Origin of the sequence: Flavobacterium cryophilum (assembly GCF_048286555.1) — a bacterium.
In the GTDB taxonomy this organism is placed as follows: domain Bacteria; phylum Bacteroidota; class Bacteroidia; order Flavobacteriales; family Flavobacteriaceae; genus Flavobacterium.
Genome location: NZ_JBLVPZ010000006.1, coordinates 19,517 through 44,973, shown reverse-complemented (window position 1 = coordinate 44,973; position 25,457 = coordinate 19,517). Strand labels below are relative to the sequence as shown.

The following is a 25,457-nucleotide window of genomic DNA, read 5'->3' as shown; positions in this document are numbered from 1 at the left end:
TATTTCGTTGCGTGTGTAGTACCAGCAATGAAACTCCGGTTAAACGGAGCCGAGTACTTGCATTCAACACTATAGAGTTACCGTAAAGATTTTAGCAGTAAATTTGAGAGGATTTTGTCTCTCTTTTTTTGTGGAATGGTTTCAGTTTGATTTTTTTCGCATTTTCCTTCACTTTCGGAGATAAGTTGCCTGAGCCGTAAAATTAGTTTTTACAGGGAATGGCGTTTTGACTGCGGTTAAGAAACTACGCAACAGTTTCAAATCTACTATATCTGTATTCCAATTAAATAAAATTACGTAGTTTTAATGTTCTTAGACGAACTGACGCAAGCAATAATTTTAAGCAACACATTTCGAACATAGTAAATAAAGTATAATTATGAGTAAACAAATTCGAAGATATGCACTAAACATTTTGTTTGTATCGTTTAACATTTTGTCGTGCGCAAACACGGTTCCTGCGCAAAAGATTTTGAAATACACCGACCACGAGTCTGCCGATGAAATGCGAACAACGTTTTTGAGAGATGTTTTTTTTCCAGCAATTGAAAAAGAATCGAATGGTAGGTTAAAAATTGAAGCGCATTGGAATGGCGAACTTTCAACATCTTATGAGGCATTAAATACGGTAAGTGGTGGTAAAATTGCAGATATAGCGACAGTAGTGCCAGAATACTCAGCAAAAGAATTACCGCTGCACCAAATATTCAAAAGTTTTCTTGTAGGTCCTACCGGCAAAAAACAAGTTTCGTTTTTTCGTAAAGTATATGATGATGTGCCACAATTTTCGACCGAATTACAGAAAAATAACGTAGTTGACATTTTTCTTAGTACAGGCTATGGCGTTGGATTTTTTAGCAGAGACCCATTTAAAACATTAACCGACTTGAAAGGAACTAAGTGGCGAACCGCCAGCTTTTGGCATCGCGATTTTTTAAATAATTATGGTGCAAGTCCTGTAACTATTCCCTGGGGAACAGAGGTGTACAAAGCTTTGCAAGAAAAAACATTAGATGGAATTATGGTAAATATTGACGGTGGTTACAATTTAAAAGTTTATGAACAAGCACCCTACTTATTAGCTTCAAAAAAACTATGGTTAGGACATCTTTACCTGGTGGTAATGAACAAGGAAACTTGGAATAACTTAGCAAAGGAAGACCAGTTTGCCATTCAGCGTGCGGCAGAGATTTCATACAAATCTTTAGGAAAAGTGATGGATAAAAGCTTTAAAATCCAAATGAAAAAACTAAAAAAGGAAGGCGTAAAATAGAGAATTTTAAGAAATAAAGAGTTAAAAGATTTTGAAGTTGCTACAAAATTTCAAGAGGTGCAGGAACGTTGGACAAAGGAACAGAAAGCAAAAGGAATAGATAATGCGGCCATTGTTTTGAAAAAAGTAACAAGCATTTTCATTAACACCATGAAATAAAAATTTAGTTAATTCGATGCCTATAATCCTTGACCAATACAAGAGTAAAACAGGCATCAAAATGAACCAACTAAAAGAAACACGAATTGCAAATCCATGCTATCAAATTTTCAGACGAAATGTCGTTGGTGGTAATTTTAACAGATGAAACAATGCTAACAGATAATTTATTAAAACAAGTCAGCTTCATAAAAGAGATAGACAAGTTGAAATACATTCAACGTAAAACTAAATTGTTCAACAGCGACAGACACGAAAATGACGCAGAACACAGTTGGCATTTGGCAATGATGACAATTATATTAGCAGAACATTCAGACAAACCAATTGATATCCTTAAAGTTTTAAAAATGGTTTTAATTCACGACATCGTAGAAATTGATGCAGGTGACACTTTTATTTACGATACTGCAAAAAACCATACAAATACAGACGAAGAACGTATTGCTGCAAACCGAATATTTGGCCTTTTACCGGCCGAACAAGCAACAGAATTTATTGCAATTTGGACAGAATTTGAAGAAGATATAACTGATGAAGCAAAATTTGCAAAATCAATGGACAGATTTGAACCACTGCTACAAAACACTTCAAATAATGGTGGGACTTGGACAGAATTTAATGTTCCCTATCGAGAAGTTTACGATAAGAAAATAGCAATTAAAAAAGGATCGACATCAATTTGGAACTATGCCGAGAACGTACTTAACGAAAGTGTGGAAAAGGGAATTCTAATAAAAAAAGTTGACTGACCGAGAAGCAAAACTACCGCTAAAATTTTATTTAAGAAATTGACGGTTCAGTGGTTAAATACAGCTTCGTCCTTCGTATTAAGCTTAGTGCCGGCAGACAATCCTAATTTACGTAATTCCCACTGCTGAATTTTTTGGATTATTTACAAAATACATTTTCATCATTCCTCTATTTTTAACTTCAATTTCACCTCTATAATGACAATCAAAAGTGTCTTTAATTAATTCATACGTGTTTTTGGATACATTAATTTTCCCGGGCTCGGAATTCGATTCCATGCGAGATGCAATATTTACCGTATCACCCCAAATGTCATATGCAAATTTCTTAGTTCCAACTACTCCGGCTACAACCGGGCCGGAATTAATTCCGATGCGAATTTCAAAACGGGTATCATTTTGAGGATTGTTATTTTTTGAATCTTTAACAAATGTGGCAATTTCCAAAGCCGCATGCACCATTTTAAAAGCATGATCATTTGTTGAAAAAGGCAAACCTCCCGCGCACATATAACAATCACCCACTGTTTTGATTTTTTCTAAGTTATACTTTTCCATAATTTCATCAAACTTCGAAAAATAATAATCTACACTTTCAACCAATTTTTCTGGTGGTAGTTTTTCTGCATATTGTGTAAATCCTTCAAAATCGCTAAACAAAACGGTTACTGATTCAAATTTTTTGGCTCGTACTTTTCCGTTTTGTTTTAATTCAAGCGCTGTTTCCTCGGGGAGAATATTAAGCAATAAATGGTCTGACCGATTTTTTTCTTCTTCAATAATGACATTGGTTCTTTTTATGAATTTATAGCGCCTATAGACTCCGAAGGCAAGTAAAAAAACAAGTCCTGCTGAAACCGCGGATGAAATTGCCATAATCTGTCGATTTTTTTTTCCTTGGTTTAGCAAATCGACTTCAATCTGCTTCTGGGACACTTCATAATTAGTTCGTAAATCAGCCATTTGCTGAACTGATTTAAGGTTGGTGACACTGTCTCGGTAAGTAATGTAATTCCTATAATGCTTGAAGGATTCAACAGGATTCCCAGATATTTGATACAGCTCTGAAAGTTTAAGATTTGAATTACTAATTTGATCCTTTAACCCATATTTTTGAGCTAACTCAAGGCTTCTCTGCGCATAATTTAGCGCAACAGCTTGATTATTACGTCGTAAATAAATTGATGACATATAGGTCAGGTAATCTGAAATTGCATAATAATCCTTTAGTTCTTCCAGAATTTTAATCGCTTTACTTATATATTGCATGGCCAGAGCATCCTTTCCCTGCTCAGCATATACCATCCCAATATTTCCCATATTGTAGGCAGTACCTATTAAGTAATTGGCTTTCTTAAAAATTGCACCGGACTCTTTAAAATTCCTTAATGCTAAATCATATTTTTTATTTTTAAAATATTCGTCTCCAGCATTTAATAAAGCGGATGCTAACCCAACAGAATTATCCGTCTTTCTTAATATTTTGATTGCTTTATTGTAGTACATATAAGCGTTTTTGGAATTCCCCATAACCGAATAAACATCGGCAATAGAGCAATAAGCACTTCCTTGACCAGCACTATAGTTTGCTTTGCCTGCTGCAGCTTCACTTTTGAAAAAAGCATCTAAAGAACTATTCAAATCTCCTATAAGTCTGAGTTTATTTCCTTTTTGAAAATACCCTCTGTGCAAGTATAAATAGTTGTTTTCTAACTTTGACAGTACAATAAGTTCCTCCGCATATTGTAACGATAATCGGAGATTATTCACTTCATTAAAAGATAAATTCCGGAGTAATTCTAATTTTTCAGAATTTGCAATGTCCCCTCTCTGATAAATTTTCACAAGGCTGTCTGCTACTTTTTGCTCCTGAGCCAAAATACATAAGTGCACAAAAAAAACAAAAAGAGAGACTTTAAAAGAATATTTGAAACTCAATTCCATTAGGGATTAATGGCTAACTTTGGATCTATACTAAATGATTTGTGTAAATTACCAGAATTGTAAACACTAAAATTGATGGTGTAAATATCTAACTCGTTGATCAAATTAGGATCGTTTTTCACATTAGCAGATGCATTTCCAGATCTTCCACCTGTCCCATTTATAGTAGCATTGTCAAAAAAATTTACGTCATTGGACTTGGATTCGTAAACCAGACTGTCTATTGCCACTGAATATCCAGCGTCACTTGAAAAACCGACCCACCGAACATTATTATTGATAAATACATTTGATTTAAAATCCTCTAAAGTTCCATTTGAAGAACTTCCTGAATTATCATCTGATAAGGTGCAACAGCTATCAACTTGAGATTGTGATGGAGCACTCATACCATAAAGGGTCGCGGTTTGAACAGTTAATGTGATTACTACAGGCTTTGCCATGATTACGATACTTAGAGGTTAATAAATTCTTATTTAGAAAATTATTAATTTAAAAATGGCTGGGGACACCAAGAAATCAAAATATAAGCTAACTATCTAATTATTAGGTAAATATAATGTTTATTTTTAAAATAAAGTAGTATATTTAAAGGATTTTAATCCAAATTCATTCTCATGAATATTGACCACCAAACGATTGACTGGAAAGAAATATTTCATCCAAAAAATATTATTTTAAATTTAGTGGGCGTGGTATTCATCACATTGGCATTAAAGGGATTCATGATTCCTAATAAATTTTTAGATGGCGGTATTATCGGTATTTCGATACTTATTCATGAAATTACCCCGCTGCCATTTGGATTTCTTGTGCTGGGATTAAATTTACCTTTCCTGTTTTTAGGAAAGAGATTGTTAGGAAAAACATTTGCAATACAAAGTTTGATAACTTTTTTATTACTAGCCGCCAGTATGACTTTTATTCACATTGAAGCTGTTACAACAGATCGACTTTTAATTGCCTTATTTGGTGGTTGCCTGATAGGTATTGGGATGGGATTGTGCATTCGGAGCGGTTCCACTGCTGATGGTGTAGAAATTTTAGCTTTACTAACTACTCGAAAAATCGGGCTTAATGTATCCGAAGTTATTTTTGCAATGAATACCTTATTATTTTTGGCTGCAGCCTGGTCTTTTGGTATCGGCACAGCACTGTATTCTATTGTTACTTATTTTTCAGCTGTAAAATCATTGGATTATATAACGCACGGTCTAGAACAATATACTTCCTTAAATATTATTTCATCTAAAAGTGAAATGATTAAATCTTTAATTGTGAAAAAATTCGGAAAAGGAATCACCGTAATTAAAGGGGAACGAGGGTATTTACCAGACACTTTCGATTTAAAAACAGATTGTGACATAATCATCACTGTAGTAACACGCCTTGAATTGCTTAGAATCAAAGATGAGATCGAAAAATTAGATCCCAATGCTTTTATGTTTATCCAATACATCAAGGAAGCTAGTGGCGGAATTTTAAGAAACAAACAAAAACACTGATATTTAAAATCCATGAAACCATCTTACCAAGATGCTTTGATGGCATTTACACTATTTTTAAATTTAATTGTACCTGCAAATATGAAAAACTGGAATCTTTTGTATGCCAATGTTATGAATTGTTTAAAAACACAATTGTCTCCTTTTCTCTTTTATCACCATTGGAAACATACGCAACATGTTCAGGAAGCCGCAGAATATATTGCGCAACAAGAAAATATAACCGAAGACGATATTCTGCTCATTAAAACGGCCGCATTGTTTCATGACGCCGGTTTTATCAATGGCGTTAACGAAGGACATGAAGAAGAAAGCATTCGGCTAGCTGAAAAAAAATTGCCTGAATTTGGATATACCAAAAAAGAAATTGAAATTATTGCCGGTATGATTAGAGCCACTATTATACCACAACAACCAAAAACCAAATTAGAATGCATTCTAGCGGATGCCGATGTCGAATACTTAGGCACCAATCATTATACTAGAGTAGGAAATAAACTTTTTTTGGAATTGAAACATTATAATCCAAAACTCAGCATGGAAGAGTGGAACGACATGCAAATTAATTTTCTCCAATCGCACTTTTATCATACAGACTACTGCATCCAAAATCGAACTGCGGTCAAAGAAAAGAATCTAAAGCTACTGATTAAACAAAAAAAATTAGAGAACTGGTAAAATTGACTTCGTTTAGTAGCTACGCAAAGGCTGTATTTTAATTTTAAATACCTGTCTGAATATAAGTCGAAATGAATATTGTTATGCGTTGCAGAAGTTTTTTGCTGTTAAAACAGTGCTGATATTTGCTTGAAAACGTACGATTAGTTAGATTTGAATGCGATCCCAGATCCGCATTACGTCCCCAAAACTAATTTACAAGTTATCTCATGAAAAAAATATTCCTTTTTGCCCTACTCTACAGTTTTTTTAATACCCATGCACAGCAAAATTTAGTTCAATATGTAAAACCAATCATTGGAACCGAAAAAATGGGACATACTTATCCCGGTGCCACAGTTCCTTTTGGAGCCGTCCAATTAAGCCCGGAAACAGACACTATTTCCTATGAACTTAATGGAAAATACAATGGCGATGTTTACAAATATTGTGCAGGTTATAAATATGAAGATAAAACTATAGTAGGTTTTAGCCACACCCATTTAAGCGGAACGGGACATTCTGATCTTGGGGATTTTCTAATAATGCCAACACAAGGAAAATTGCAGTTGAACCCTGGAACCGCCACAAATCCAAAAAGTGGGTATCGCTCCGCATTTTCTCATGCTAACGAAAAAGCCGAAGCCGGTTATTATAAAGTCAAACTGGATGATGATGGCATTCTAGCTGAGATGACTGCTACAACGCGGGTTGGTATGCATCAATATACTTTTCCAAAATCGGACGAAAGTCATATCATTTTAGATTTAATGGCCGGAATTTATAATTACGATCAAAAAAACGTTTGGACATATGTGAGAGTTATTAATGATACTTTGATTACCGGATACAGACAAACAAATGGTTGGGCAAGAACCCGAACAGTTTATTTCGCGATGTCATTTTCAAAACCTTTTACTGAATACGGCCAAAAAAATTACGACTCTAAACAACCGTATAAAGGATTTTGGGGCAAGTTCGACCAAAGCAAAAATTTTCCAGAAATAGCCGGCCAAAAAATACGAATGTATTTTGATTTCAAAACAGAAGAAGCCGAAAAAATAAAAATAAAATTCTCTATATCCTCGGTCAGCCAAGAAAACGCGCTGCAAAATATGCAGGGGGAGATCAAAGATTGGGATTTCGAAAAAGTAAAAAACCAAGCACAAGCAATTTGGAATAAAGAGTTGAATAAAATCAACATCACTGCATCCGAAGCTACCAAAGTAAATTTTTACACTGCCATGTATCATACTTTCATAAATCCAACGACGTACACTGATATAAACGGACAGTATAAAGGGCTGGATCAAGGAATTCACCAAGCAGACGGCTTTACTAATTACAGTACTTTTTCACTTTGGGATACCTATCGGGCACTGCATCCGTTTTTCAATATAATACAACCCTCACGCAATAATGATATGGTAAAATCCATGTTGGCACATTACGATCAAAGTGCGCTGCACATGTTACCCATTTGGTCTCATTATTCGAATGATAACTGGTGTATGAGCGGTTATCACAGTGTTTCCGTGATTGCGGATGCGATTATAAAAGGAATTTACAATGGAGATGAAAATCAAGCTTTAGAAGCCTGTATCACAACAGCAAACCACCGCAATTATGAAGGCATTGGCAGCTATATAGATTTGGGTTATATTCCCGCTGAAAAAAGCGGCGTCTCCGTTTCAAATACTTTGGAATATGCGTATGACGATTGGTGTATTGCACAAATAGCCAAGAAATTAAACCGAACGGATGTATATAATGAATTTATAAAGCGCTCCGGAAACTGGAAAAACAATTTTGATAAAACAACAGGTTTTATGCGTCCAAAATTAGCTGACGGCACCTTCAAAAAAGAATTTGATGCATTGAGCACGCACGGACAAGGTTTCATAGAAGGCAATAGCTGGAATTACAGCTTTTTTGTACCACAAGATCCAAGCCAATTAGTAATGCAAATGGGCGGCAAAAAAACGTTTGCATCGCGCTTAGACAAGCTATTTTCAATGTATCTACCGGATTCCTTTTTTGCAGAAACCGAAGATATTACCAGAGAAGGAATTATAGGAGGTTACGTTCATGGCAATGAGCCAGCGCACCATGTGGCTTATTTTTATAATTGGACTGATGAACCATGGAAAACACAATCCCAAGTGCGTAAAATATTGAACATGCAATACAAACCCACTCCCGATGGTTTAGGAGGAAATGATGATTGCGGACAAATGAGTGCCTGGTATATTTTCTCGTCACTGGGATTTTATCCTGTATCACCCGGATCTGATGAATACAGTTTAGGATCGCCACTGGTAAATAATGCCACGCTGACGCTAGAAAATGGAAAAACATTTACGGTAGAAGCAGTGAACCAAAGTGACAAAAATGTTTATGTGAAAAAAGTGCTTTTGAACGGAAAACCTTTAAACAGTTTATTTATTAAACATGCCGATATTACCAATGGTTCAAAAATTACTTTTTATATGGCACCAAAGCCTACAAAGAACTAATCCTTTGGCACCGAATCAAAAAACACTGTCGGACTAAAAAACCAAAACTAGCGAAGTAACAATTGTAGTTACCGTATTTACATTACTATTAATGTTGTTTTTTTCTAGCGTAAAAGTACAAAACAAACTAAAAAAATCACTGCCAAAGTGGAATCTACCAAATTGCACTTTGGCAGTGATTTCCCTGTAACAACACTCTATCTTTTTGAAGATCTGATAACGCCTATCGTACAATTAGCGACAGATGGAACCGGTTTTTTTCAAGAATTTAATTTATAAAAATGGAATAATTTAAGGACTGGAATGTATGGAACATGGCAAAAGCGACAAATTCAGAAATAGAAGCATCAAAAGGCTGAATAAATGTCTATTTCTCCAACCATTTATTTGCAATGCTGTTCATTAGTAATTCCATCTAAAAGTATTATTTTGTCTTACTATCAGCCTGTTAAACTTTATTTCAAGAAAACGATTTCGTAAAAGGGAATGATTCCAGTTTAAATTTCCATTTAATTTTTAAAAACTAATAATTTTTATTAATTTTTATTTAATTTGCAAGTCAATTCAATATGCGAATAATGACTTCTATAACTAGACTTTTTGATTTTCCTTATTATCAACAAGATAAATATAACTCAATTCCAGATGCCTTAACAACGAAGCAAAATGGGGTTTGGATAAAAACTTCTACTCAGGAATATATTGCTAAAGCCAACGCTGTTTCCAGGGCACTCTTGAGAATGAACGTTCAAAAAGACGATAAAATTGCCATTATTTCTACCAATAATAGAACCGAATGGAATATCATGGATATTGGTGTGTTGCAAACTGGCGCGCAAACCGTTCCTATTTACCCAACCATTTCTGAAGATGACTACGAATATATTCTGAATCATTCCGGTGCCATATACTGTTTTGTCTCCGATGCGGAAGTGCTTCGAAAAGTGAATTTGATCAAAAATAAAGTTGCTACGCTCAAAGAAGTCTATTCGTTTAACGAAATAGAAGGTTGTAAAAACTGGAATGAATTATTGATCCTTGGTGTCGATACCGGCAATCAAAGTGAAGTTGAAATTCGTAAAAACAATGTAAAAACAGAAGATTTAGCGACTATAATTTATACTTCTGGAACCACGGGAAAACCAAAAGGAGTTATGCTTTCGCATCAAAACATTGTCTCAAACGTGTTAGACAGTGCCTCGAGAATTCCTTTTGAAGCTGGTAAAAGCCGTGCGCTAAGCTTCCTTCCGATCTGCCATATTTTTGAAAGAATGATTTTGTATTTATACCAATATTTCGGCGTTTCGATATATTTTGGTGAATCAATTGACAAAATTAGTGATAATTTAAAAGAAGTAAGACCAACGGTGATTACTGCCGTTCCAAGACTTTTAGAGAAAGTATACGATAAAATCTATGCCAAAGGAACGGAGTTAACCGGCATCAAAAAGAAATTGTTTTTTTGGGCAATAAATCTAGGACTAATCTATGAGCCTTACGGCAAAAATGGATTTTGGTATGAGTTTCAGCTTAAAATTGCCCGCAAACTTATTTTTAGCAAATGGAAAGAAGGTTTGGGTGGAAACCTTGATTTAATGGTTTCTGGTAGTGCCGCTTTACAACCTAGATTAGCCAGAATTTTTGCTGCTGCTGAAATTCCGGTGATGGAAGGATATGGTTTGACTGAAACGTCACCTGTAATCGCTGTTAATGACATGAGAAAACATGGTTTCAAAGTAGGAACTGTGGGTAAAGTAATTGATAATGTCGAAGTGCTAATTGCTGAAGATGGCGAAATTCTGTGCAAAGGACCAAACGTAATGATGGGCTATTATAAAGATGAAAAATTGACCAATGAAGTAGTTACTAACGGCTATTTTCACACTGGCGATATTGGAATTTTTGACGAAGAAGGATTCTTGAAAATTACCGATCGCAAGAAAGAAATGTTCAAAACCTCGGGAGGGAAATATATTGCGCCACAGTTAATCGAAAATACAATGAAACAATCTCGTTTTATTGAACAAATAATGGTAATTGGCGACGGTCAAAAAATGCCGGCAGCCTTTATTCAGCCGAGTTTTGATTTTGTTAAAGAATGGGCGCATATTCACCGTATTGATATTGGAAATAGCAATGAAGAAATCGTAATAAACGAAAAAGTGATTGCAAGGATTCAGGAAGAAATAGACAGCTTAAATGAAAAATTTGGAAATTGGGAGAAAATAAAACGTTTTGAATTAACGCCTGACGTTTGGTCTATCGAAGGCGGACAATTGACTCCTACTCTAAAACTGAAACGAAAAATAGTAATGGAAAAATACATTGATTTATTCCAGAAAATCTACAGCCAGCCTTAGATAAAACCGCTTCAGCACCAAACTAAACGTCTAAATTTAATCTGTTGTAAGCGTGTCCTATTTTTTTTAAAATCAGGATATATTTGTACGTTCATTTTTGAATATCACTTCACAATTCCGGCTTTATAGGTTGTGATTGCCCGGTCTCTGGCCATTGCGTGCACTACCATTGGTTCGCCGTAACCTAAATCGAATTCTTTGATCCATTTTCGGATGTAGAGTCCTTTTTCATCGAATTTTTTTTGTTGAATCTCGGGATTAAAAACACGGAAATAAGGTGCTGCATCACAGCCCGTTCCTGCGGCCCATTGCCAATTGCCAACATTAGAGGACAATTCGTAATCCAATAGTTTTTGTGCAAAATAAGCTTCTCCCCACTGCCACTGAATCAATAAATGTTTGCAAAGAAAACTTGCTACCACCATGCGCACTCTGTTGTGCATGTATCCGGTTTCATTGAGCTGACGCATTCCGGCATCAACCATAGGATAGCCCGTTGTTCCCGAACACCAGCGCTTAAAATCGTCTTCGTTATTGCGCCACTGAATCCCATCATACGCTGATTTGAAGTTTTGAGTAACTACTTTTGGAAAACTGAATAAGATTTGCATAAAGAATTCTCTCCAAATGAGTTCACTCAAAAAGACATCATTTTTATGAAATGCCCAATTTACCAGTTTACGGACGCTTACTGTTCCAAAACGTAAATGAGGTGAAAGATAGGAGGTTTTGTCTATTGCCGGAAAATTTTGTATATCTTGATAATCTGCAATATATTTTAGATTGTGCGGCTTTACTTTTATCGGACTTTCTTCGAAACCTATTTGTTCCAAAAAGGGAAAAACAAAGTCACATTTATAGAAATTAGAAAACATATCCGTGGCATCGTATTCGGGAACCGGAGCCATTGCTTTGTATTTTTCTAACCATTTATTTTTAAAAGGGGTGTACACGGTATATGGCAATCCATCGGCTTTTGTAATTTCCTTTTCTTCGAAAATAACCTGGTCTTTGAACGAAAAGGAGTTAATTTTGTTTGCTTCCAGTACATCACAAATAGCTCTATCTCTTACTATGGCGTAGGGTTCGTAATCCTTGTTGAAGAAAACTTCTTTGACGTCGAATTCCTCTAAAAGCACTTGCCAAACGTCGAGGGTTTTTCCTTTTTTTACCAAAAGTGAACTTCCTATTTCCTGTAATTGTGTATTTATTTTCGAAAGTGAGTCGTAAATAAAACTTACTCTGGCATCGTTTTTTGGTAAAGTATCTAAAATAGAATCATCAAAGATAAACACTGGAATAACTGGATATTGAGATTTCAGAGCCTGATATAATCCAACATTATCTTCCAGACGTAAATCACGCCTGAACCAAAAAATAGATACTTCTTGTTTACTCATTACTTTGCATTAAACATTTCGTCTACTTTAGCTACACGATAAGCAAAAATAGATTTCAACTTATTTTTAACTACTAACGTATTCATAATTTGGCCCAAAAAACCAAGCGGCAATCCGTAATGCACCACATCCGTCATCTTGGTTCCGTTTGGTGTGGCTTCGAAGAAATGTTTGTGATGCCAAAAACTGTATGGACCAAAACGCTGTTCGTCTATAAAATAACTATTTTCTTGTACTTGGGTTATTACAGTCATCCACGACAAAGTAATTCCAAAAAGCGGCGTTACTTTATATTGAATGATTTGCCCTGGATACATAGATTTATGGTCGAAATCCGTGATTTGAAAACCCATTCCTTCCGGTGTGATTTTCTGAAGATTTTTTGGATTTGAAAAAAAACTCCAGCATTCTTCTAAAGTGGCATTAACGTTCTGAACGGTTTCTTGTTTGTATATTTTCATGATTGTCTTTTAAAGATAAATACCGTCATGGAACACTGGTCTCGCGTGAGGGATAGTAGTGGAGCTCTTTTTATAACTGGCATTTTAGACAGAGATAAAAAAGCGGGAACGGATAGCCCGACCCGTTTTTTCAGCGGGTCACGCCCCAATTAAACTTTATATTTTGTAATATTTTAAAGGTACAAATAACATTCCGAAACATTCACCATGTTCCTTACCAAGATGTTTATGATGGATTTTGTGTGCTTTTCTCAATCCTATTAAATATTTATTATTTGTATTTTTAAACCACTTGAAACGTTGATGAATCAACACATCGTGAATCATGAAATAACAGAATCCGTAAAATGTGATTCCGAGTCCAATGAAAAACAAATAGTTCATTCCGCCTTGCACGCCAAAGTAGAAAAGAACGATGCTGGGAAGGGCAAAAATCACGAAGAAAATATCGTTTCGTTCGAAAATATTAGCGTATTTAGGTTGGTGATGATCCGCATGAAAATACCACATCAAACCGTGCATAATGTACTTGTGTGTTAGCCAAGTGACACATTCCATAAACAGGAAAACACCAAAAAAGATTAAAAAGGAAATCATTATTCTTTTATTTAATTAAAAATACACTTTTTTAAAACAGACGGCAATTTAAACTAACTTCAATTTATAAGTTACAAAAGATTGCGCCAACAGACCTGCTTTGGTATAGTTAGAAACTCGAATTCTAGCATTACCAATTTCATGGCAAGGCGTATTTTCTAATTTTTTTAGTAGTTTTTTGTAATATACAAAAGCAGTGTATACGCCAAACTTAGCTTCGATTGGCAACTTGACAATTCCTTGATACGCTATTTTAAAATCTTCTTTGATTTCGCTAATAATTGCCGTTTTAGCTTTTTCATCGAATGAATTTAAATCGACTCCAGGAAAATAATTGCGGTTTAACACCAAATTATCGTCTTTTAAATCTCTCAAAAAATTAACTTTTTGGAAAGCCGAACCCAAACGCATTGCTTCGCTTTTCAACTGATTGTACCTTTCAAAATCGCCTGCGACAAACACCTTAAGACACATCAACCCAACCACATCAGCAGAACCATAAATGTAATCATCATATTCGGCTTTGCTGTTGTAATCCGATTTTATGAGATCCAATTTCATACTTTTCAAGAAAGCTTGAATTAAATCGTCGGAGATATTGTATTCTTTTACCGTAAGCTGAAAAGAGTTTAAGATTGGATTTAAACTTATTCCTCTTTCAATTGTCTTGTAATACTCCGCTTCAAACTCCGTGATTAAGCCTTCTTTATCAAAACCGTGAAATGAATCTACAATTTCATCCGCAAAACGAACAAATCCATAAATACTATAAATGGCATCTCTTATACTAGGAGACAACATGTACACTGCCATAGAGAAGGAGGTGCTATAGTTTTTTGTAACTAACTTGCTACATTTAAAAGATACATCATCAAATAATTGCTTCATAATTATTGCGCTGAAAATTGCTTGTTAATTAATTCTGATACTAATTTCCCCGAAATTAATGCTGGTGGAACGCCTGGTCCCGGAACGGTCAATTGACCTGTGAAATATAAATTCTTTACTTTTTTACTTTTCAATTTGGGTCGTAAAAATGCGGTTTGCAATAACGTGTTTGCCATTCCGTACGCATTTCCTTTATAAGAATTGTATTCTGAAACAAAATCATTTTTACAAAACGATTTTTTTACTACAATATTATTTTTTACGCTTTGCTGTGTCAAAACTTCAAAACGATCTATTATTTTGTCAAAATATTCTTCTCTTAAAGCCTCATTATCATTGATTCCCGGAGCTAAAGGTACTAAGAAAAACCCAGATTCCATCCCTTCAGGAGCGGCAGTTTTGTCTGTCACAGATGGAAAATTAGCATAAAACAGCGGTTCTTTTGGCCACTGTGGATCATCATAAATATCCTTGGCATGCTGATAAAAATCAACATCAAAAAACAATGCATGATGCGAAATGTTTTCTATTTTTTTATTAAAACCAACATAAAACAATAATGACGAAGGAGCAAAAACCCGGCTCTCCCAATATTTTTCAGAATAGGCACGATGTTCCAGATCCAGTAATGTTTCGGTATGATGGTAATCAGCACCGCTCAAAATCAAATCTGAGGCAATCGTTTCGCCATTAACTATTAATCCTCTAGCTGTTTTATTGCTTACAATTATCTTTTCGATAGTAGCATTTGTCTGGAATTTAACTCCTAGTTCAATCGCCAAACTTTCTATGGCACGGACTACATCAAACATTCCTGTTTTAGGATGCCAGGTTCCAAGACCAAAATCAGCAAAGTTCATGAAACTATAAAACGATGGTGTATCGGACGGTTTTGCACCAAGAAACAAAACTGGAAATTCTAAAATTTGAATTAATCGTTCATTTTTAAATTTCTTACGAACATCTCTGCTGATGTTACTAAAAAACTTCCCAACTTTTTTAGCTGTCTCCACAGTTATTAACTCCAATGGAGAAACCCCTGGACGGTACACTAAATCTTTTATGGCGATATCATAATTACTTTTGGCTTCAGCCATAAAATCATTTAATAGCGCTCCGCTACCTTTTTCGATTTCCTCAAAAGCAAAAATAATATCCGTTAAATTATCTGCAATTGTAATAAAATCATTGATACCATAATACACTCGGTACGCTGGTGACAGCTTTATTAACTCGTAGTAATCTGTTGTTTTCTTTCCAAAATCAGCAAAAAATCGCTCAAACACATCTGGCATCCAGTACCAACTTGGTCCCATGTCAAAAGTGAAACCATCAATTTCTACTTGTCGTGCTCTTCCGCCAATTGTTGCATTTTTTTCATAAACGGTAACATCATGTCCACTTTGTGCTAAATAACAGGAGGCTGCAAGCGAAGAAAACCCGGAACCTATAATTGTAATTTTTTTTATTTCTCTCATTTGTTTAGCAAATATACAAAAAGTTTAAACAAAAAAATTAAATTTCATTCACTAATTCAGAAATAGAATTGAAAATTGATATTTTATCAGAAAGTCCTTCTTTGTTAATAAACGAAACCAAACGTCCTGTATACCATAACTCCGTATTCTCATCTAATAACTCCTCAGCCATTTTTTGAATGTATTCGTCCAAAATATCCCTTTCCGGTTGCACCGTGAAATACGAAACAAAAACAATAGCGTCAAAATGCTTTTTTAAATCTTTTAAATTATTAATCGGCATGCTTTCCCCTAAATAGATAGTTTTGTAGCCAAGTAACAAAATTTCATAGTTTATATACATCAATCCCAGTTCATGAATTTCATTCATAGGCAAGGAAAGGACAAAGACTTTATCTTTTTTAGTTTGCTTTAATACTTGAATTTTTTCGGTATTGATTAGCAATTTTTGCTTGATCAAATACGTTATAAAATGCTCGTGGGCTGGCGTTATTGTATCAGATTGCCACAGCAATCCCAGCTCGTTCATTAGTGGTATAAAAACTTGATGAAATATTTCCTTGAATGATTTTTCAGCAATCAACCAATTGTATGTATTAAAAAATAAATCTTGGTCAAAATTCATCATCGCCATCTTAAACTCACTAATAGCATGGCTTTTGGCGGTCTTATTGGAAATTATTTCGCGTACGAGAGAAGGTAATTTGTCTGGAGGATAGGTCGCAATTTTAGATATCTTGTATCCATATTCGTGTAGCAAAGTAATATTCAGCAGCTTTTGCAAACTGGCCAAATCGTACAACCGAATGTTAGTATCCGTACGCATTGGTTGAAGAATATCGTATCTTTTCTCCCATATTCGTATCGTATGCGCTTTGATGCCTGAAAGATTTTCGAGATCTTTGATACTAAATACGTTTTTAACATTGTTCATCGTTTATCAAAATTTAATAAACAAATGTAAAATATTAAATTAACATTCTGTTCAAAATAATTTAAAAACAATGGTTCCTATAATAAATCTACATTGTTGAAAACATTTAATTTATCCAAATTTAGAATTGTTCTTGAATTATCATCGCTTCGGGTATACATCGGCTCAAATTTAGCGCCATAAATAACCTCATCAAAGGTATAGGAAGTCCGAATGGCAACTGTATTACTAAACATATCATCGAAGGTTTTAATAAAAACAAGTATTTCACCATTGGTGTTTTTAAAATCGGCTGCCGTAAATTTATAAAGAGGACTATCTTCTGTAATGGGATGCACTAAAGTCCAACTTAAAGTCAGTGCGTTAATCTTATCCAATTCTAATTCAAGGGCATAAAATTTATTGGTTCTCTTCCCGTTTTCGGTGACGCTCATACCCAGTGTCATCTTGGCTTCAGCATCGGTAAAATTTGTGTTTTTAAAAGGAGTGGTTCTAATCATTAAACCAGTAATCTCTCCATACGGGGCAATTACCGCATTATAAGAAAACTTTAAAAAAGCGGTAGGTTTACTAAATCGACCAAAAAACAAACCCGTTGCAATGGCAAAACTCAGCAGACCCATTAGCGCTTCAGCAGCAGAAAGGGCGCTGGTCAAAAAACCAGAAGGACTTATATGCCCATAACCAACTGTCGTAAAAGTTTGGGCACTGAAAAAATAAGCTTGTCCAAATTTGACTAATTCACTTTCCGAACTGGAAATCCCGTTCAAAAATTCAATTCCAATTCCATAATAAACAGATGCAAATATGAAATTAATCGTCACATAAAACGAGAGAATGATAAGTAAAAATTTCCATATTGACATATCAATCATAGTGTGATACCAACTGATACGACGCAAAAAAGGCATTCCCCGTTTCTCAACATTCGCTGTACCATTTTTATTGACGAAACGTCCTCCATAACTGTTGGCGTTAGTTCCGAAACCAGTATTCTTGTCGGCTTTCGCGTTGGCATTAATTGAATTCAAAGGAAGAATTTTTAAAATTATTTGGAAGTAAATTTAGTTAAAATACATCTTAAAAAAAAGGCGTTTCTTCACGTTCGGTACAATTTAAAATAAAACTGAAAAATAATTGAGAAATCTTCCACGCTCAATTTTAACTTTAAACAGAAACTTTAAAAAACACAATATTTACACAATTTATTGAAAACATACGCTTTATATTATTTTTTATTAAATTGATTAAACTACCCGTTAACTATAGCGAAATGCTAAAAGATAGCACTGAAACAAAAAAATTAGAGGCAAATAAATTTATAGTATGCCCAAAGTTCCGTTTCATCGTGGAATTTTTACTGTTTTTTTTTTCTAAATTAGTTGAATAAAAACAACTGCTATGAAAAAACTAACCAAAGAAGATATCAGTCAGGAAGTATTTGACTTATACGATGATTATGCCCATAATAAAATTGAAAGAAGACAATTCGTCGAGAAACTATCTTTGTTCGCGGTAGGAACGCTTACGCTTCCGTCACTTCTTAGCTTTATGACACCTAATTACGTTGATTCTATTTTGATAAAACCCGATGATCCAAGGTTGAAATCAGAATTTATCACGTACGATTCTCCTAAAGGCGGAGGCAAGATAAAGGGACTTTTATCCCAACCTACGGAAACTAGAAAGAAACTCCCGGGAATCATTATTGTACATGAAAACCGTGGACTGAATCCGTATATTGAAGATGTAGGACGAAGAGCAGCTGTGGAAGGATTTATTACTTTGGCACCGGATGCCTTATCACCACTGGGCGGTTATCCCGGAAATGATGATGCAGGAAGAGAATTACAAAAAAAACGAACCCGTGAAGAAATGCTCGAAGATTTCATTGCAGCCTACAAATACCTAAAATCGCACAAAGATTGTAATGAACATATTGGCGTGGTAGGATTTTGTTTTGGTGGTTGGATTGCCAATATGATGGCGGTAAAAATACCAAAACTATGTGCCGCAGTTCCGTATTACGGCGGACAACCCACTGCCGAAGAAGCCGAAAAAATAAAAACACCCATCATGGCACACTATGCTAGTTTAGACACTCGCGTAAATGAAGGTTGGCCCGCTTTTGAAGCCATTCTCCAAAAGAATAAAGTAGAACATGTCGCATATTTCTATGAAGGGGTGAATCATGGTTTTCATAACAATACCACTCCACGTTACGATGAAAAAGCCGCTACTTTATCGTGGACACGAACGATTGATTTTTTTAAGGAAAAATTGAAGAAGAAATAATTTCAAACTACAACTGTTTAGAAAGTCCCGTGATTGGGGCCTTCATTCTCCGAAGAAGGGTACCCAGCTGGCGCAAGCTTCCCGTTCGTCTCTATAACCACTAAATCAAACCGCACATAACAATTCAACCTCACACTAATTAAGTCTCAAAATATAATTCGCAAGTAAAACGGCATTATCCCTGTAACGGTTTTTAATAGCCTACCTTACAAAAAAAATTAATGTCTATAGAACACAAAGTTCGATTGGTAGAGGAATTATTTGGCCGTCTGGAAAATGAAGTTACGGTGTTCCAATCAGAAACTCATTTACAGTGTCGCACCGGTTGTGGCAAGTGTTGTTCCACTCCGGACATCAATGCTTCACCTTTGGAGTTTTTACCGTGGGCATTGTATTTATTTTTAAACGGTAAAGCCGAGGAAATGTTAGTCGAGTTAAACAACAAATCCGATAGTAATTGCCATTTATACCGACCGACTATTCTTGACAGAAACATGGGAAGTTGCAGCAACTATCGCTATCGCGGATTAATTTGCAGGCTTTTTGGGTATGCCGCCAGTAGAGACAAATATGGAAAACTGCGATTAGCCACTTGCAAAATAATCAAGGAAGGACAACAAGAAAACTACAAAACGGCAGAAGAAGCCATTAGCGAAGGACTCTACGTACCTGTTTTTACTGATTATTACATGCAACTCTCACATATTGACAACAGACTAGCCACTACCATACTTCCTATAAATGATGCGTTAAAAACTGCCATCGAAGAAGTTTTGCACTATTATGCGTACAGACCGTTTCCAAGCGAACTCAAAAACATCGATTAAAACACTAAATACATTCCATAAAAAAGCATCAAACGGGGCTTTTTGAATATATAAACTCAAGCTTATTTACTCAAATACATTTTTCTTCTGGAGTACAATTCGTAGAACTGATCGTCTTTCAAGTCATTAATTTCGCAGCTCTTTCTACCTGAATAAAAATGACAATACCAATGCGCCATGCTTATTGGAATACTTATTAAGAATGGTAACTGAAAAATGCGAAATTATATGAGTGGTAAGTTTCATGAAAAGTCAACCATAATAAATGTACTTGTTTTTTTATTCCAATTATTGAAAAATTAATTTATATAAAAATTAATTATATTTTCATAATTCACAGATAATTACCTCGACCATTAATGTTTAGCTACATTTGAGAACTAATCCTTATTTAAACAAAAGGTAAAAATTCAACCCCAATTAAACAATTATTTTATGATCAAGAAACAAATTCTCGCATTTTTATTTATTGCGCTATCAATTGTAAGCTGTAGTAAAGACGAACCGACATCGACACCAGCAATTGCATTTGCACAGGCAGAAGGAAAAGCTGTAAATGGAGAATACACTATGACAGGAACAATTACTTCTTCGGTAGCCTTATTAAAGGTTATTCTTACGAAAGAAGGGAGTGCAACATCATTTATTGTTGATGACACAACAGCAAAAAATAAAAACAACTATCCTTACTCTTACTTAATTACTGGTATTACCAAGGACACTTACATTATGATTGATGTCTATGATCAAAACAACACAAAAACCTCTACGAGATTTTTAATTAGAGTTTAGTAATACTATTAATAACCAAAAAGCTCATTTTTACATTTGGGCTTTTTTTATCTTTAAATTTCAAAGGTGGTACGTACAAATATATTATACTACCAAGTGGTCCTTTGAAAAAACACACACCCACAAAAAAAGCCCCGAAATTTCGGGGCTTTTTCAATATATAAACTCAAGCTTATTTACTCAAATACATTTTTCTTCTGGAGTACAATTCGTAGAACTGATCGTCTTTCAAATCATCAATAAACAAGATGCTTTCTCCTGTTGATTTCATTTCTGGTCCTAATGCTTTGTTTACATTATGGAATTTACTGAAAGAGAAAACCGGTTTTTTGATGGCATATCCTTTTAATTGTGGGTTGAAAGTGAAGTCAGTTACTTTATTGTGACCTAACATTACTTTAGTCGCACAGTTCACATAAGGTTCTCCGTATGCTTTCGCAATAAATGGAACCGTACGAGACGCTCTAGGATTTGCTTCGATGATGTAAACGATATCGTCTTTTATCGCAAACTGAATGTTGATTAAACCAACGGTTCTCAAAGCCAACGCCTAAGTTAAACGGTGGTAAAGTAGCGTTACTATCACCAGAGTGTACTCCACAAGGTTCAATGTGCTCCATAATTCCTATGATGTATACATTCTCGCCATCGCAAATCGCATCAGCTTCGGCTTCAATTGCGCCATCCAAATAATGGTCTAAAATCCCGATCCTTCGGGAGAACTGATGTTGGCAGTAATTGCAAAAAAAAAATCGGAATCTATATTTATTACGTCCTAAATTCGTATTTCTGTACGTATAAATATTTTACGTTATGGATACTAAACTCACATTGAAGCTTGATCAAGAGATAATTGAAAAAGTGAAACATTATGCGTCTGAAAAAAAATTAAGCTTATCTTGAATTATAGAAAATCACCTTAATTCTTTGACTTCAGATAAAACAAATAATGACATACAAATTTCACCGTATGTAAAAAGTCTTTCTTTAGGAATTAGCATTCCAGCTGATTACGATTACAAAAAAGAGCATGCTGAATATTTAGAACAAAAATACAAATGAGCAGAATTTTTTTAGATACCAACGTAATATTAGATTTATTGGGAGAAAGAATTCCTTTTTTTGATTCAATAGCTAAGGTTGCTACCTTAGCAGATCAAAAAAAAATTACCCTAATTGTTTCTCCTCTTTCATTTACGACAATAGATTACGTTTTAAATAAATATGAAATATCAGAATCTATTTTGAATAAACTTCGAAAGTTTAAAATAATCTGTGAGGTTTGTGAGGTTAATGAAGAAACAATAGACAAAGCGTTAAATTTGAGTTTTAAAAATTTTCCAAATGCTGTCCAATATTTTACTGCTTGACAATCTAACTGCTCAATAATTATAACTAGAAACGGAAAAGACTTTAAGCAATCTACAATTTCAATTATGACAGCTGAGGAATATTTATGTAGTATTATATAAACCGACTACTGCCAACAGCTAGAGTTCGTTGCGTCTATAGCACCAACAATAAAACTCTTGCTGTTGTGCGTAATCGAAACATGAAATCAAACAAATGAATCCTGAATTAAATTTATTACTAACAAGAGAAGGTTAAGATATGAGCGACGACCTTAATGCTCCTAATAAACGGTTAAGAAACTAGGATACAAAATAAAGTCCCAAATAGAATCGCTATGCGACACATTTCTTAGTAAACGAAACGGATTTACGTTATATTCGGGAATTATTAGAGCGCAATAGTAGAAAAACTCACAGCCAATGAAGTACCAAAAGCATTCAGCAAATAAAAAGTCATTTTGATGATTTGTAATAAAAGATTATCTATACATTTGGAAAGACTAGGCTATTCAATAGCGATTACAGACAGGCTGCCAATACTTATAAATCCTTTACGATTTTAAACTTTTCAATTTTTAAAAATAAACCTTATGAAATCCAAACAAATTCTTCTTTTGATATTATTTATTTCCACTTCGCTTTTTGCGCAAAGCACAGCACCACAATTAGATAAAATTAAGCAGCAAGATCTAAAAGATGATTTATATGAACTGGCGGGTGACGCCTTTCGGGGACGAAGAGGAGGAGAACTTGGCGAAATGCGAGCTTCTGTTTGGGTGGCTCAAAAGGCCCGTGAAGCTGGCCTTAAACCTGCAGGCGAAGATGGAACCTACTTCCAATTCTTTAATCTGAAACGCAGCCGTGTGGCCAATAGTAGTGCTGTTAGTGTAAATGGTAAAACACTTGATCTTTGGAAAGAGATTTGGCCAACTAATTTGGTTGACACTACCCTAGAAGGCTCTGTAGTTTGGTTGGACAAAATACCGGATAATACTGTCGATCTGAAAGGCAAAATTGTAGCTATGAATATTATGCCTCCAACCCCCATTATTCAAGACTGGGTGAGCCTCTGGCAATATCGTTATACCGCTTCTGCCATGAACCAGCAGGGAAAAGAACTCCTCAGCCGCGGTGTTACTGCTATCATTTTTATTGCTGATGATACTGTAGAATCACTTATTTCGTTTACGGGATTTCATTATCAAGAAGGAAGTTATGGAATTGAAGGTGCCAAATCCTCTACTGCAGCTACGGTACCAATTATATTGGCAAGTAAACAGTTAAAGAATATATTTTCTAAACAAGGCACTTATTTGAAAACTAATTTGAAGGTAGAGAATTTTGACTATCCTTCTATTAATGTTGTTGCAAAGGTTGATGGAACTGATCCTAAACTGAAAGAGGAATATGTTTTATTCAGCGGTCACCAGGACCATGACGGAGTAGGACCTGCTGTTAACGGTGATCCTATCTGGAACGGTGCTGATGATAATGCATCAGTAACGGTAGCGATGCTTGCAATAGGGAGTGCGTGGAGTACACAACCCGCTAAGCGATCGGCTTTATTTGTGTGGCACGGATCCGAGGAAAGAGGCTTATTGGGTTCTCGCTATTTTGTTAGCCATCCCACCGTTAAACTGCCCTCCATAGTTGCTGTTTTAAATGGCGATATGATAGGACGCAATGCATCTGATTCTGCGGCGCTATTAGGCGTAACAGAACCTCATCTTAATTCTTCTGACCTTGTAGCTATCACTTTAGCAGCTAATAAAAGTATTGCCAACTTCAAAGTAGATACTTCTTGGGATGCTGCAGATCACCCAGAGAATTGGTACTTCCGAAGCGATCATCTTCCCTATGCTCAAGCTAATGTTCCAGCAATATTTTTTACCACCCTATTACACCCTGACTACCATACTCCTTTCGATAGCCCAGATAAAATTGACTATCTAAAACTGACTAAGATGACAAAGTGGATCTACGAAACCGGATGGAGAATTGCTGAAAGTGCCAAACGTCCTGCTTTAACTATTGAAATAAAAAAGTAAAAAATAACTAACTATTATGTTCTTAATAGACAAGCCATTTGTTTCCGATTTTCTTATCAAAACAATAAAAGATAATAATTATAAAATAATCGCAACCAAAGTAGCAAAAGAATTGGTAAAAGATGATTCTTTGGCATGGATAGAGGAAGAGGAAGCAATCGCTTTACTAAAAAATAATCCAGAAATTTCTCTTTATAGCAATTCAGAGAACGCATTAGCTTGGATCGATCAATACTATGGAGAAAGTGAATTATCAAGTCAATTACAAGTTTTAAAAAATAAAGTAAAGTTTAGAGAACTTATAAAAGAGTTGTTTCCCGACTTTTATTTCAAGCAAATAAGTATTGAAGAAATCCAACGATTGTCCGATGATGAAATTCGGTTCCCTTTTGTAATTAAACCTGCTGTTGGTTTCTTTAGCATAGGAGTTCATATAGTAGAAAATGAGAAAGACTGGATAAAAGCTAAAAGTGAGTTACAACCTGATAAACTTAAAAGTATATTTCCTGAAAATGTATTAAACACAAGTAATTTTATTATTGAAGAATTTATTCGTGGAGAAGAATATGCAATCGATTATTATTACGACAATAATGGAGATGCTGTTTTGTTAAACGTTTTACACCACCTCTTTTCATCCGGAACAGACACAAGTGATCGGGTTTATTCAACATCCAAAGCAATCATTGAAAAGTATAAAATTGATCTTGAATATTTTTTAAGTAAAATTGGTAAAGAGTTACATTTAAAAAATTTCCCGGCTCATGCAGAAGTCCGCATAGATGAAAATGGGAAAATAATCCCCATCGAAGTAAACCCTTTACGCTTTGGTGGATTTTGCACCACGGCCGACCTTCTAGGAGTAACTTTAGGATTTAATGAATACAAATGCTTTTATGAAAACAAAAAACCAGACTGGGATACTATATTTAAAGGAAAAGAGAATAAAACATTTAGTGTTATTATTTTGGATAATAATTCGGGAATAATCCCTTCGGATATTTTAGGATTTAACTATTCAGATCTTGCTAAAGATTTTGAAAAACCGATAGTAATTAGAGAATTAGATATAAATAAATATCCTGTTTTTGGATTTGCTTTTATTGAAAGTGCTGCCAGTAATAAAAAGGAATTAAATGATATTCTAACCTCTGATTTAAGAAAATATATAGTATCGAAATAAGGAAAATTTTAAAGTGAACATGCTGACTTAGCCATC

General features: G+C 34.9%; 22 protein-coding genes and 2 pseudogenes. 14 read left to right on the top strand and 10 right to left on the bottom strand.

Features of this window, described 5'->3' with window-relative positions:
* The first annotated feature begins 379 nt into the window (after positions 1-379).
* Both dctP and ACNQGJ_RS10055 read left to right on the top strand, forming a co-directional pair.
* Entirely contained in the window at positions 380-1,273 is an 894-nt protein-coding gene (dctP, locus tag ACNQGJ_RS10060; protein WP_417972723.1) for a TRAP transporter substrate-binding protein DctP, read from the top strand.
* Between the two features lie 311 nt (positions 1,274-1,584).
* On the top strand, positions 1,585-2,184 hold the full coding sequence (locus ACNQGJ_RS10055; RefSeq protein ID WP_417972724.1) for an HD domain-containing protein: 600 nt from the start codon (positions 1,585-1,587) through the stop codon (positions 2,182-2,184).
* A gap of 108 nt (positions 2,185-2,292) precedes the next feature.
* Here ACNQGJ_RS10055 and ACNQGJ_RS10050 read toward each other — a convergent pair whose 3' ends face one another.
* Together ACNQGJ_RS10050 and ACNQGJ_RS10045 are read right to left on the bottom strand one after the other, a co-directional pair.
* Positions 2,293-4,029, bottom strand: coding sequence for an adenylate/guanylate cyclase domain-containing protein (locus tag ACNQGJ_RS10050; RefSeq protein WP_417972725.1), 1,737 nt, complete (start codon positions 4,027-4,029; stop codon positions 2,293-2,295).
* 98 nt (positions 4,030-4,127) lie between these two features.
* A complete protein-coding gene (locus ACNQGJ_RS10045) occupies positions 4,128-4,571 on the bottom strand; it encodes a hypothetical protein (RefSeq protein ID WP_417972726.1) in 444 nt (147 codons plus the stop codon).
* 174 nt (positions 4,572-4,745) lie between these two features.
* Between ACNQGJ_RS10045 and ACNQGJ_RS10040 the strand changes: the two genes are divergently transcribed.
* The 5 genes from ACNQGJ_RS10040 to ACNQGJ_RS10020 all read left to right on the top strand — a co-directional run bounded on the left by ACNQGJ_RS10040 (position 4,746) and on the right by ACNQGJ_RS10020 (position 11,166).
* Entirely contained in the window at positions 4,746-5,633 is an 888-nt protein-coding gene (locus ACNQGJ_RS10040) for a YitT family protein (RefSeq protein ID WP_417972727.1), read from the top strand.
* A 12-nt stretch (positions 5,634-5,645) separates the two neighbouring features.
* Positions 5,646-6,311 (top strand): HD domain-containing protein, encoded by a 666-nt coding sequence (locus ACNQGJ_RS10035; protein WP_417972729.1) that lies wholly within the window; start codon positions 5,646-5,648, stop codon positions 6,309-6,311.
* Between the two features lie 209 nt (positions 6,312-6,520).
* Positions 6,521-8,806: a GH92 family glycosyl hydrolase gene (locus tag ACNQGJ_RS10030; RefSeq protein WP_417972730.1), complete on the top strand. Its 2,286-nt coding sequence runs from the start codon at positions 6,521-6,523 to the stop codon at positions 8,804-8,806.
* 147 nt (positions 8,807-8,953) lie between these two features.
* On the top strand, positions 8,954-9,085 hold the full coding sequence (locus ACNQGJ_RS10025) for a hypothetical protein (protein WP_417972731.1): 132 nt from the start codon (positions 8,954-8,956) through the stop codon (positions 9,083-9,085).
* Between the two features lie 299 nt (positions 9,086-9,384).
* On the top strand, positions 9,385-11,166 hold the full coding sequence (locus tag ACNQGJ_RS10020) for an AMP-dependent synthetase/ligase (RefSeq protein ID WP_417972732.1): 1,782 nt from the start codon (positions 9,385-9,387) through the stop codon (positions 11,164-11,166).
* Between the two features lie 104 nt (positions 11,167-11,270).
* Here the strand turns inward: ACNQGJ_RS10020 and ACNQGJ_RS10015 are convergent, their stop codons facing one another.
* The 7 genes from ACNQGJ_RS10015 to ACNQGJ_RS09985 form a co-directional block, all read right to left on the bottom strand.
* Entirely contained in the window at positions 11,271-12,566 is a 1,296-nt protein-coding gene (locus ACNQGJ_RS10015) for a cryptochrome/photolyase family protein (protein ID WP_417972733.1), read from the bottom strand.
* Positions 12,566-13,027: an SRPBCC family protein gene (locus tag ACNQGJ_RS10010; protein ID WP_417972734.1), complete on the bottom strand. Its 462-nt coding sequence runs from the start codon at positions 13,025-13,027 to the stop codon at positions 12,566-12,568. The genes ACNQGJ_RS10015 and ACNQGJ_RS10010 overlap by 1 nt, the downstream gene beginning before the upstream one ends.
* A gap of 156 nt (positions 13,028-13,183) precedes the next feature.
* Entirely contained in the window at positions 13,184-13,624 is a 441-nt protein-coding gene (locus ACNQGJ_RS10005; protein ID WP_417972735.1) for a sterol desaturase family protein, read from the bottom strand.
* A gap of 48 nt (positions 13,625-13,672) precedes the next feature.
* A complete protein-coding gene (locus tag ACNQGJ_RS10000) occupies positions 13,673-14,512 on the bottom strand; it encodes a phytoene/squalene synthase family protein (protein WP_417972736.1) in 840 nt (279 codons plus the stop codon).
* A gap of 2 nt (positions 14,513-14,514) precedes the next feature.
* Positions 14,515-15,990, bottom strand: a complete 1,476-nt coding sequence (locus ACNQGJ_RS09995; RefSeq protein WP_417972737.1) for a phytoene desaturase family protein — start codon at positions 15,988-15,990, stop codon at positions 14,515-14,517.
* Between the two features lie 37 nt (positions 15,991-16,027).
* On the bottom strand, positions 16,028-16,924 hold the full coding sequence (locus ACNQGJ_RS09990) for a MerR family transcriptional regulator (protein ID WP_417972738.1): 897 nt from the start codon (positions 16,922-16,924) through the stop codon (positions 16,028-16,030).
* A 77-nt stretch (positions 16,925-17,001) separates the two neighbouring features.
* Positions 17,002-17,955, bottom strand: coding sequence for an ion channel (locus ACNQGJ_RS09985; protein ID WP_417972739.1), 954 nt, complete (start codon positions 17,953-17,955; stop codon positions 17,002-17,004).
* Positions 17,956-18,325: 370 nt separating this feature from the next.
* On the opposite strand from ACNQGJ_RS09985, the gene ACNQGJ_RS09980 reads away from it, so the two are divergent.
* The 3 genes from ACNQGJ_RS09980 (at position 18,326) to ACNQGJ_RS09970 (ending at position 20,838) form a co-directional block, all read left to right on the top strand.
* Entirely contained in the window at positions 18,326-19,219 is an 894-nt protein-coding gene (locus ACNQGJ_RS09980) for a dienelactone hydrolase family protein (protein ID WP_417972740.1), read from the top strand.
* Between the two features lie 221 nt (positions 19,220-19,440).
* Positions 19,441-20,046: a YkgJ family cysteine cluster protein gene (locus tag ACNQGJ_RS09975; protein WP_417972741.1), complete on the top strand. Its 606-nt coding sequence runs from the start codon at positions 19,441-19,443 to the stop codon at positions 20,044-20,046.
* Between the two features lie 435 nt (positions 20,047-20,481).
* A complete protein-coding gene (locus tag ACNQGJ_RS09970; RefSeq protein WP_417972742.1) occupies positions 20,482-20,838 on the top strand; it encodes a hypothetical protein in 357 nt (118 codons plus the stop codon).
* Positions 20,839-21,010: 172 nt separating this feature from the next.
* Here the strand turns inward: ACNQGJ_RS09970 and ACNQGJ_RS09965 are convergent.
* Positions 21,011-21,542 (bottom strand): annotated as a pseudogene (locus tag ACNQGJ_RS09965) (ATP-binding protein); the annotation flags it as partial.
* A gap of 109 nt (positions 21,543-21,651) precedes the next feature.
* Here ACNQGJ_RS09965 and ACNQGJ_RS09960 point away from each other — a divergent pair.
* The 4 genes and pseudogenes from ACNQGJ_RS09960 to ACNQGJ_RS09945 all read left to right on the top strand — a co-directional run bounded on the left by ACNQGJ_RS09960 (position 21,652) and on the right by ACNQGJ_RS09945 (position 25,421).
* Positions 21,652-21,900 (top strand): annotated as a pseudogene (locus ACNQGJ_RS09960) (DUF6364 family protein).
* A complete protein-coding gene (locus tag ACNQGJ_RS09955; RefSeq protein ID WP_417972743.1) occupies positions 21,897-22,208 on the top strand; it encodes a type II toxin-antitoxin system VapC family toxin in 312 nt (103 codons plus the stop codon). Before ACNQGJ_RS09960 ends, ACNQGJ_RS09955 begins: the two are co-directional and overlap by 4 nt.
* A gap of 572 nt (positions 22,209-22,780) precedes the next feature.
* Complete coding sequence (locus ACNQGJ_RS09950) at positions 22,781-24,238, top strand: M28 family metallopeptidase (protein ID WP_417972744.1); 1,458 nt, start codon at positions 22,781-22,783, stop codon at positions 24,236-24,238.
* 16 nt (positions 24,239-24,254) lie between these two features.
* Entirely contained in the window at positions 24,255-25,421 is a 1,167-nt protein-coding gene (locus tag ACNQGJ_RS09945) for an ATP-grasp domain-containing protein (RefSeq protein WP_417972745.1), read from the top strand.
* Positions 25,422-25,457 lie beyond the last annotated feature (36 nt).

What these genes read in the sequence shown, in the direction of transcription:
- ACNQGJ_RS09995 (WP_417972737.1), bottom strand. Translation starts at nt 15,990, where the DNA reads ATGAGAGAAATAAAAAAAATTACAATTATAGGTTCCGGGTTTTCTTCG.
- ACNQGJ_RS09990 (WP_417972738.1), bottom strand. Translation starts at nt 16,924, where the DNA reads ATGAACAATGTTAAAAACGTATTTAGTATCAAAGATCTCGAAAATCTT.
- ACNQGJ_RS10015 (WP_417972733.1), bottom strand. Translation starts at nt 12,566, where the DNA reads ATGAGTAAACAAGAAGTATCTATTTTTTGGTTCAGGCGTGATTTACGT.
- ACNQGJ_RS09980 (WP_417972740.1), top strand. Translation starts at nt 18,326, where the DNA reads ATGAAAAAACTAACCAAAGAAGATATCAGTCAGGAAGTATTTGACTTA.
- dctP (WP_417972723.1), top strand. Translation starts at nt 380, where the DNA reads ATGAGTAAACAAATTCGAAGATATGCACTAAACATTTTGTTTGTATCG.
- ACNQGJ_RS09945 (WP_417972745.1), top strand. Translation starts at nt 24,255, where the DNA reads ATGTTCTTAATAGACAAGCCATTTGTTTCCGATTTTCTTATCAAAACA.
- ACNQGJ_RS10005 (WP_417972735.1), bottom strand. Translation starts at nt 13,624, where the DNA reads ATGATTTCCTTTTTAATCTTTTTTGGTGTTTTCCTGTTTATGGAATGT.
- ACNQGJ_RS10030 (WP_417972730.1), top strand. Translation starts at nt 6,521, where the DNA reads ATGAAAAAAATATTCCTTTTTGCCCTACTCTACAGTTTTTTTAATACC.
- ACNQGJ_RS10040 (WP_417972727.1), top strand. Translation starts at nt 4,746, where the DNA reads ATGAATATTGACCACCAAACGATTGACTGGAAAGAAATATTTCATCCA.
- ACNQGJ_RS10020 (WP_417972732.1), top strand. Translation starts at nt 9,385, where the DNA reads ATGACTTCTATAACTAGACTTTTTGATTTTCCTTATTATCAACAAGAT.
- ACNQGJ_RS10055 (WP_417972724.1), top strand. Translation starts at nt 1,585, where the DNA reads ATGCTAACAGATAATTTATTAAAACAAGTCAGCTTCATAAAAGAGATA.
- ACNQGJ_RS10035 (WP_417972729.1), top strand. Translation starts at nt 5,646, where the DNA reads ATGAAACCATCTTACCAAGATGCTTTGATGGCATTTACACTATTTTTA.
- ACNQGJ_RS09970 (WP_417972742.1), top strand. Translation starts at nt 20,482, where the DNA reads ATGATCAAGAAACAAATTCTCGCATTTTTATTTATTGCGCTATCAATT.
- ACNQGJ_RS10010 (WP_417972734.1), bottom strand. Translation starts at nt 13,027, where the DNA reads ATGAAAATATACAAACAAGAAACCGTTCAGAACGTTAATGCCACTTTA.
- ACNQGJ_RS09955 (WP_417972743.1), top strand. Translation starts at nt 21,897, where the DNA reads ATGAGCAGAATTTTTTTAGATACCAACGTAATATTAGATTTATTGGGA.
- ACNQGJ_RS09975 (WP_417972741.1), top strand. Translation starts at nt 19,441, where the DNA reads ATGTCTATAGAACACAAAGTTCGATTGGTAGAGGAATTATTTGGCCGT.
- ACNQGJ_RS09950 (WP_417972744.1), top strand. Translation starts at nt 22,781, where the DNA reads ATGAAATCCAAACAAATTCTTCTTTTGATATTATTTATTTCCACTTCG.
- ACNQGJ_RS10000 (WP_417972736.1), bottom strand. Translation starts at nt 14,512, where the DNA reads ATGAAGCAATTATTTGATGATGTATCTTTTAAATGTAGCAAGTTAGTT.
- ACNQGJ_RS10045 (WP_417972726.1), bottom strand. Translation starts at nt 4,571, where the DNA reads ATGGCAAAGCCTGTAGTAATCACATTAACTGTTCAAACCGCGACCCTT.